Raw genomic sequence first — 7,262 nt, 5'->3', positions numbered from 1 at the left:
GAGAACACCACCTGCGATCAGCAGCACAACGCAGAGGACAACGACCGGGAAGTACAGGAGGAACACGCCAGCAACGGCGGCAAAGTACCCCACTAAGAATCCGAGAACGGTCCCGGCATCCATGTCTGCTCCCAAGAACTGATCACCCTGTACCGGATGATGCCTATTGAATTGTTAGCTGCCCGGCGTTTGCAGGGCCTTCCACCTAGGGCTCCCCAGTGCCATGTCTTCACCCGCGGACCCGCCTGACGCGCAATCTGCGCCCTCGCGCCGGGGCCTGAATCGTAACTGGGCGGATGCGGCGCCAGGTCCTGTGGAGACGGTTGCTGCTGGGCTCAGCGGGAGGGGAAGCTGAAGCCACTAGTGATGACCCGTTCCGGCGGCGCCGCAACCGGCGGAGTACGAACACCGTCAATCCCATCCAGACGAAAGCCGCACCGAAAATCAGGATCACCGCCGGGATCGTCTCCATGACTGAGTTTAGGCCCGGAACAGCCCGCATGCCTTACGCGTTTCCAGGGGTGCCCACCACGTGGTCGCCGGGGATTACGAGCGGGGAGTACCTGCATTCCGTGGTCGTAGTCGTGGTCAGTGAAGGGGCCCTGTTTTTCTTTTGACCCGAGACGTACTCTTAGCGGGATCCCAAGGCCGGGCGGCCGGTTGCTGGGGAAACGGGAAAGGGCGAAGGCACGAGATGACACTGAAGGACGAGTGGGACCGACTTGATGCACAGACGCGTCAATGGCTTTTGGACAATCCGGGATGTGTGACGGTGCCGCGCACTGTCGCCGCCATGATTAAGCAGAATTCCGCGGGGCATGTCGAAGTTGACGGACACGGCCAGATGCTGCTCTCCCTAGAGGATCAGGATTTTATCCGCGAGAAAGGAACGGGCGTGGGCGCTTAGAGGCCCGTCTCACCCCGGGTGTATCCGATCGACTTCCCCAGCCGGTTCTCCTTCTGCTTCGATCGAGCAACGGTGCTGGCTTCTGCTATCGCGGAGCGGATTCATCCCATACAGCTTCCATGACCTTTGGCCCGCTACCCATGGACCACTCTCACTGACCGCGCCAAGATGGAGGTGATTAGTCTGGCGGTTCCGGCGACGGCTAGGAGTATGCCGCACGCGGCCAATTGGGCCAGGAACATGAGGAACGCCAGTCCCAGGGTGCCCACGTAGGTAAGTGTGTAGGTCAGCGTTGACGGCTCAGGCATTGGGTTTTCTGGGGATCTGAAGCAGCTTTCATGGCCTCTGTCCTTGAGGTGAAGAAGCGCGTGGGGCAGGGCAGGTTTTGCACACCGAGCGACCAGTTGGCAAGGATCCGATCGACTGGGCTGCTGCCCAGTAGCGCGATATGGGAGGCCGCACACCGGATGCCGAAAACGGAGCGGGCCTGACGGCTCAGGGACTCAGTGGCGGTCCTATCGACCAGCATTGGATACTCCGACCCTTCTGCAAGGGCATTCACTGCCGCCATTGCTGCACGGGCATCCGTGGCCTCGATTCGAACTGCAGGGTGCCAGAGAAGATGAATAATCCCATCGTCCTGAAGCACCACACTGCCTTTACCGCCCTCAACCAAGATTGGTTTCAATACACTCCCCCAAGCGCCTCGGCCTCAAGCCTACCGAAGCCACGGTGCCCGGCCAGGCTTGGGCTTCGTGCTTGTTCGCCGCGGGAACAGCGGCCTACGGTAGCGGCGGGCGGCGGCTGGCTGCGGGAACGGCCAGGTCATGGATGAGCTGTTGTCTTTCGCGGTCGCGGCCACGGGAAGGCGCGACTTCAGCCGCCGGCGCGGGTTTGGTGGGAGGAACGGGAACGGGAGACTGGCGCGTGGACGACGCCAGAGAAGTTGGTTTCCCGGCCGGTAACGGATCAATCAAAGCTCGGTCCTTCCACCCAGTGTCCCCCGCAATCTTGTCTGTTTGTCGATACTAATCTGGCCGGCCTCGTCCGATGCAGGTTATTGGACGCAAAGTCAGTGCTCCTTGCGAGAGGAAAGGCGGACGGTCGTGTTCCGATTCGACGAACGCCGGGAGCAGGTCGCCGCCCCTGACCCTCTTTGAAAATTGGGTACCCCCTCTTAGTGACAGCAAAAGTTGGAGCGGGATATCGTTTGCTAAAGGAACGTGGAATTGCCGCGCGTAGCGTGGCGCGTAGCCGGGTCGGCGGCGATGTGAACCCATCCAAGAGACGGTTCACACCCCCAGTCGCCGTCGGCCCCTCAAATCAATCCCCCTGCATATGGGCAGGTATCACGGCGTGCCAGAGGGGCCCCTGAAACTAAGACGGGTTAGACCAGACCGGGCTGGCTGGACAGGATGTAATCCACCGCTGCGGGACCCTTCATTGCGAGCCCGGGCCAAATGTGGCGGCCCTCCTTGTGGTAGTTCCTGCTGGGCCCGAGTTCCGTTATGGCAGCCCAAAAGGCGTGATCGGGAGCCGGTTGCTTTCCGTTGAGGGCACACCAGCTCAAGTAAACCCCGTACATCTCGTCGTCGTGAAGACCGGATTCCTTGTCAGGGTCCCTGATGATGCACTCTGACAAGAACCTGGGGTAGTTCTCGGCGCTCATATTTGTAGTCCTTCTGCTTGGGCGAAGCTCGACGAACTGCGGGTGCAACGGCCATTCGACCATGCGGTATCAGTTTCGGAGCAGCCAATGCGACTGATGGGAGCCAAATTCAGGGAGGATCTTCCGCCGGCACGACCCGGCATTTTAGGCGCGAAGAAAGCCCGCCGATTGGGGGGCCGACGGGCTTTCAAACCAGATGCTACACACTGCTGATTTCGACATCGAATGGAGCTACTGCGGTTCGATGGAGCTCTGCTCAGCAGTTGGCGATCACCGTGCGCTGTGCATTCCGCAGTTTCCCTTGTCCCGCGCACTGTTTCAATATCCGACTCGAGCGCTTGGGATTTTCCTGGGGCTCCCGGGGGCGCAGCTTCCTAGGCTTTCCCCAAGGCGGAGGCGTTAATCTCTTCTTATCTGGCTGTGGAGTTGGGCCCCCATATTTTCCGTCAGTGCGCCGGCTGGGCATCGCGCCCCCCATGCGATGTCCAGCCCGGCGGCCAGGTCTCCCGCTCCTAGGACATGAATAGCCCACCCATCCCGCGCGTCGTTGGAGCGAGGTTAGGGAATCGGATTGCGGAAATGCATATCACCAGCAGCACTGAGCGGCCGCCGGAAGCAGTGACCAGTGACTTGGACCGGCTGGGGGAGGCCCTCGGCGCACCATTCTGGTGAAGTCGGATTCCAATCTTCTGGTCGGGACCTGGAACATCCGCGCCCTGGGAGACGTGACCTCCAATTGGGTTGCCGGGCCCAGGGAGTCCCCGAAGCGGGACTGACACGCGATTTCCTGCCTGGCGGCGGTGATCTCCCGCTTCGACGTCGTCGCCGTCCAGGAGTCCCGTCGTAATCCCAACGCCCTCAAGCGCCTGCTCGCCACTCTCGGCCCGCGATGGCAGGTCATCATCTCGGACGTCACAGAGGGTTCGGCCGGCAACGGTGAACGCCTTGCGTTCCTCTACGGCAGCGCAAGGGTCCCGCCCTCAGGCCTGGTCGGGGAAATCGTGCTGCCCCCGGCCGGGATGACCTGCAGCGTCAGTTCGCCCGTTCCCCGTACACCGCCAGCTTCGCCCGGGCCGGGATCGAATTTCATTCTCGCGTCCGTCCATGTGCTGTGGGGCAAGAACCCGGCCGAGCGGTTGCCGGAGGTCACCGCCTTCGCCACATGGATGCGGGACTGGGCAGACCGGCCCAAGGACTGGAACACCAACCTCATGGTGCTGGGGGACTTCAACCTGCACCGGATCGGGGACCCGCTCTACGAGGCGTTTATCTCCACCGGTCTGTGGCCCCGGCCGAACTGAACACCGTGCCGCGGACCATCTTCGACGACGACAGAACGCAGCACTTCTACGACCAGATCGCCTGGTTCTCCGAACCTGACGGCACATCGCTTCTTCAGGGCCTGGCCTACGGGCAGCAGGCTGGGTCCTTTGACTTCATCCCGCACGTCTTCCCGGGGCTGAACCGCAGCGAGGTGTCCTGGCGGATCTCGGACCACTACCCGCTCTGGTGTGAGTTCCTGCTCGCCTGAAAACCGCCCCTAGGGCGGCCGAGGCGGCGCTCAAGGAACTGGCGTCAGGAGACTGCCGGGGCGGCGGCCTTCCTGACGTACTCTTCCACTGCATCTTCGGGGATGCGGTAGGAGTTGCCGAACCGCATGGCCGCCAGGGCGTGGGCGTGAACCAATCTATAGACGGTCATCTTTGATACCCGCAGTACCTGGGCCACTTCGGCGATGGTCAGGTAGTGCTGGGCAGGGTTGGAATGGACATGTCAATCTTGCTCCTGCGGCTTAACCGGGTGGCTGGGATAGTGACTGGCAGCTATTCCAGGCGCCTTATTTGTCGGTAGTCGTAAAAGAAGATTTGCCCGGCCGTCTGCAGCCCGACAAACACGCCGTTCTTGACGGCGACAACGCCTTCCCTGCGGCCATTGAAGGGGTCATCACCGGTGACTGCTTCACCGATTTTGAACGGGACGGCCACGGTATGTGCCCGAGCCAGAGTCTCGTGGACGAACGCGGACAAACGGCGGGGCCGTGTGCTGGAAGTCAAGGTGCCGGCTGGGATTGCCCACATAAGATCCTCCTTACAGTGGCATCAACGCTGATGCACTGGTGGTGCGGACCCGGCAAGCTGCGGAGAAATGGTCTCCGTACCGGTGAAGCACCGTAGGAGAAAAGTACGCCTATATCACATCAGCCACAAGAGGCGACAATAACCCCACGCAGAACTTCCACGACGATGACAAGCAGCAGGACAGCATGCTCGGGTTGCAGAAAGCCCGTCATTCCCCCAGCGACGAGTCTTTTCCGTGCCTGGAGTGAGGCCCCGGGCCATTTTATGGAGGCGGTCGACCCGCCCTACGCGTGAGCCAGTTCAGGACTTTCATGCCTGCCAGGGCACTGTCGCCAGGCACTGATCATGGATAAAATTTCCATACACGCTACTGGGGCTCACTTCTTCCAGAAAGGATCCCTGATGTCGAAGAGCAACGAGCCCGATCCCCGGGAACGTCACATCAGCACGCCGGATCCTGCTGTGGAAGCTGATAGCGGACAATACGCAACCGGTGACTACGGAGACGCCGGATCGGTAGACGCCCGCGTTGACGCGCGGGGGAGCGGTGAATACGCCGAGGGTGACTATGGAGATGCCGGATCGGTAGACGCTGGCCCTGACGCGCAGGCAAGCGGTGAATACGCCGAGGGTAACTATGGAGATGCCGGATCGGTAGACACTAACGCTGAAGCGCAGGAAAGTGGTGAATACGCCGAGGGCGACTACGGAGATGCCGGAACAGCCCACCATCACCGCACCGCAGCCGACCAAGCCAACGGCTCCCCTGGGGACCAGGATGCCGCCCCAGCCCGCCCCGATGACGATTCGGAAAGTGGAGCCCGCCGCGACCAATAACCAGGCGCTCCACCACCGATCGTCCCCTTGCTCTTAATCTCTGAGCGGTTGCTTGTGGGCAAGTATCCGAAAGACGATGCCGCCAGGTCCGCCGCGCTGAACTTCGGTAATGGTGAAGCCCGCGCCCGTCAGGTACGGCACGGGATCACGGGTGATATGTTCGGCGCTAACGCGGATGATTAGCGGTTCGATTGCCCGCATGATGCTGCGAGCCAGGGCACGGGTGGAGCGCCCGTGCTCGGTCAAGACGAATACTCCGCCCGGGCGGAGTACACGGTAGGCCTCACGGCTGGCGGCCAGCGGATCGGGGATGGTGCAGAACGTGAAAGTGGAGATGAAGGTGTCCGCGCTTCCCGACGGCAGGTCCAGGGTCTGCGCGTCACCGTGATGTAACTCGACGCGGGCAGTTCGCTTTTCCGCTACGCGTCGGCGGGCGATGGACAGCATCTTCTCGGAGAGGTCGAACCCGGTCACATGCTCCACCTCCGGGCCGTACAGCGGAAGGTTCAAACCCGAACCCACCCCTATCTCGACTACCGTCCCGTGGGCCTTCGATACGGCCCAGGCCCGGGCTCCATTGGCAATGTAGCGCTCGAAAAAGGTCATCCACCGGTCATAAACGCGGGCGTTCTTGTTGAAGGCTTTCATGATGTCTGCGTTGCTGGTCTGGTTCATTGCAGCCTCCGGGAAGCAGGATTTCTTCGCTGCTGACCTCGTACCCAAAGTTGCCCATGTAACGGGGAATCATGGCACCGGTTTTGGAACAATTTACGGGACAGCCACATTACGCGGCATTCGCAGTATTTCGATCCCGTGAGGCCCGCCTTGCCCTGTTCCAAGGTTGTGGAACGGTTCCGTTACGGCCTATTTTCTCCGGTGCTGCCCCGCCGTAGGCTATGGGCATCCATCGCACACAGGAGGCACCCATGCGCACGGCTGAACATGTGACTGAAACCGAGCAGGTCCACCGTCTTTCCGAGAACCTCATGTCCCATTTGGCCAAGGGCAGGGAATGGGCCACGCCTGGGGTGCAGGCTGCGTTGCAAAGAGCGGTGGCAGGGTTGGATACCGGCATTGAAAGCGCATCACCGCACCTCCAAACGCTTCTGCGCCGATTGGCTGACGAGCTTGCCGGCGGTGTGGAGACACTCACTCCGCAGGTTCAGGAACGTTTACGGCGGATTGGACCGAAAACCGCTGCCGAGGTCACGGCTACCGTTCCCGTCGAGGCTGCCCCGAGCGCGCCGCGGACGTTCTGGTGGATCGGCGGCCTGCTGGCCATGATCGCTGCCGGCGTTGCCGTGTCGCGCTCCCTGAAGGCGTCGGGGGAAGGAGCTGCGCAGGAGTCCGGCGGTGCGGACCTCAAGGCTGAAGCGGACCTTGCCGCTGGCCAAATATAACGAGCACGCGCTGGAGACGCAGCAGGAAGGCTTCGCCGCAGGGAAGTGGCAACAGCTGGCGATGACGGATGCCCAACTGTTGAGGATTCTCAACGATCCACGGGGGCCGGAGGCGATCACTTCCGGCATGTTGGACGGTGAATTGGCAGGACTTTTGGACGCTCTTTACCGGAACCTTGATACGCCGGCGCCGGACCCATCTGCCATCTTCTGGTACGAGATAGGCGTCGAGGAGAGCCGCCGCAGGGACGGCTGAGGGGCAATGCTGTACGTGCTTGGCCCCTTCGGGGGCGAGCCGACTGCCGGTCTTTTATATGCCGGCGGGCAGGCCAAGGGCCCAGGGTTAGTGCCCGGGCCCTTGTGCAGAGCTT

At 61.7% G+C, this 7,262-nt stretch carries 11 protein-coding genes; 6 read left to right on the top strand and 5 right to left on the bottom strand.

Going from position 1 to position 7,262, the window contains the following annotated elements; translation table 11 throughout:
• Positions 1 to 694: 694 nt before the first annotated feature.
• Positions 695 to 907, top strand: coding sequence for a hypothetical protein (locus CXQ88_RS10290; protein ID WP_104044062.1), 213 nt, complete (start codon positions 695 to 697; stop codon positions 905 to 907).
• A 286-nt stretch (positions 908 to 1,193) separates the two neighbouring features.
• On the opposite strand, the gene CXQ88_RS10285 is transcribed toward CXQ88_RS10290, so the two are convergent.
• Positions 1,194 to 1,595, bottom strand: coding sequence for a DUF7793 family protein (locus CXQ88_RS10285; protein WP_104044061.1), 402 nt, complete (start codon positions 1,593 to 1,595; stop codon positions 1,194 to 1,196).
• Positions 1,596 to 2,294: 699 nt separating this feature from the next.
• Complete coding sequence (locus tag CXQ88_RS10280; RefSeq protein WP_104044060.1) at positions 2,295 to 2,576, bottom strand: hypothetical protein; 282 nt, start codon at positions 2,574 to 2,576, stop codon at positions 2,295 to 2,297.
• A gap of 800 nt (positions 2,577 to 3,376) precedes the next feature.
• Between CXQ88_RS10280 and CXQ88_RS22305 the strand changes: the two genes are divergently transcribed.
• The gene (locus CXQ88_RS22305) at positions 3,377 to 3,877 is read left to right on the top strand and encodes a hypothetical protein (protein WP_258061805.1); all 501 of its coding nucleotides are present in this window, start codon (positions 3,377 to 3,379) and stop codon (positions 3,875 to 3,877) included.
• A complete protein-coding gene (locus CXQ88_RS22300) occupies positions 3,859 to 4,107 on the top strand; it encodes a hypothetical protein (RefSeq protein WP_258061804.1) in 249 nt (82 codons plus the stop codon). Before CXQ88_RS22305 ends, CXQ88_RS22300 begins: the two co-directional genes overlap by 19 nt.
• Positions 4,108 to 4,151: 44 nt before the next feature.
• Here the strand turns inward: CXQ88_RS22300 and CXQ88_RS10270 are convergent, their stop codons facing one another.
• Positions 4,152 to 4,319, bottom strand: a complete 168-nt coding sequence (locus CXQ88_RS10270) for a helix-turn-helix domain-containing protein (protein ID WP_258061809.1) — start codon at positions 4,317 to 4,319, stop codon at positions 4,152 to 4,154.
• Positions 4,320 to 4,399: 80 nt separating this feature from the next.
• Positions 4,400 to 4,654, bottom strand: a complete 255-nt coding sequence (locus tag CXQ88_RS10265; protein WP_104044058.1) for a hypothetical protein — start codon at positions 4,652 to 4,654, stop codon at positions 4,400 to 4,402.
• A gap of 402 nt (positions 4,655 to 5,056) precedes the next feature.
• Between CXQ88_RS10265 and CXQ88_RS10260 the strand changes: the two genes are divergently transcribed.
• A complete protein-coding gene (locus CXQ88_RS10260; RefSeq protein ID WP_104044057.1) occupies positions 5,057 to 5,491 on the top strand; it encodes a hypothetical protein in 435 nt (144 codons plus the stop codon).
• Positions 5,492 to 5,524: 33 nt separating this feature from the next.
• Here the strand turns inward: CXQ88_RS10260 and CXQ88_RS10255 are convergent, their stop codons facing one another.
• A complete protein-coding gene (locus CXQ88_RS10255) occupies positions 5,525 to 6,166 on the bottom strand; it encodes a class I SAM-dependent methyltransferase (RefSeq protein ID WP_104044056.1) in 642 nt (213 codons plus the stop codon).
• A 251-nt stretch (positions 6,167 to 6,417) separates the two neighbouring features.
• On the opposite strand from CXQ88_RS10255, the gene CXQ88_RS10250 reads away from it, so the two are divergent.
• Positions 6,418 to 6,891, top strand: a complete 474-nt coding sequence (locus CXQ88_RS10250; RefSeq protein WP_104044055.1) for a hypothetical protein — start codon at positions 6,418 to 6,420, stop codon at positions 6,889 to 6,891.
• Complete coding sequence (locus CXQ88_RS10245) at positions 6,872 to 7,147, top strand: hypothetical protein (RefSeq protein ID WP_258061803.1); 276 nt, start codon at positions 6,872 to 6,874, stop codon at positions 7,145 to 7,147. The genes CXQ88_RS10250 and CXQ88_RS10245 overlap by 20 nt, the downstream gene beginning before the upstream one ends.
• Positions 7,148 to 7,262: the final 115 nt, after the last annotated feature.

Source organism: Arthrobacter sp. ZGTC412, from assembly GCF_002929215.1.
Taxonomy (GTDB): domain Bacteria; phylum Actinomycetota; class Actinomycetes; order Actinomycetales; family Micrococcaceae; genus Arthrobacter.
Note: the sequence above shows the minus strand (reverse complement) of the source record. Positions and strands in the feature narration are given on the sequence as shown.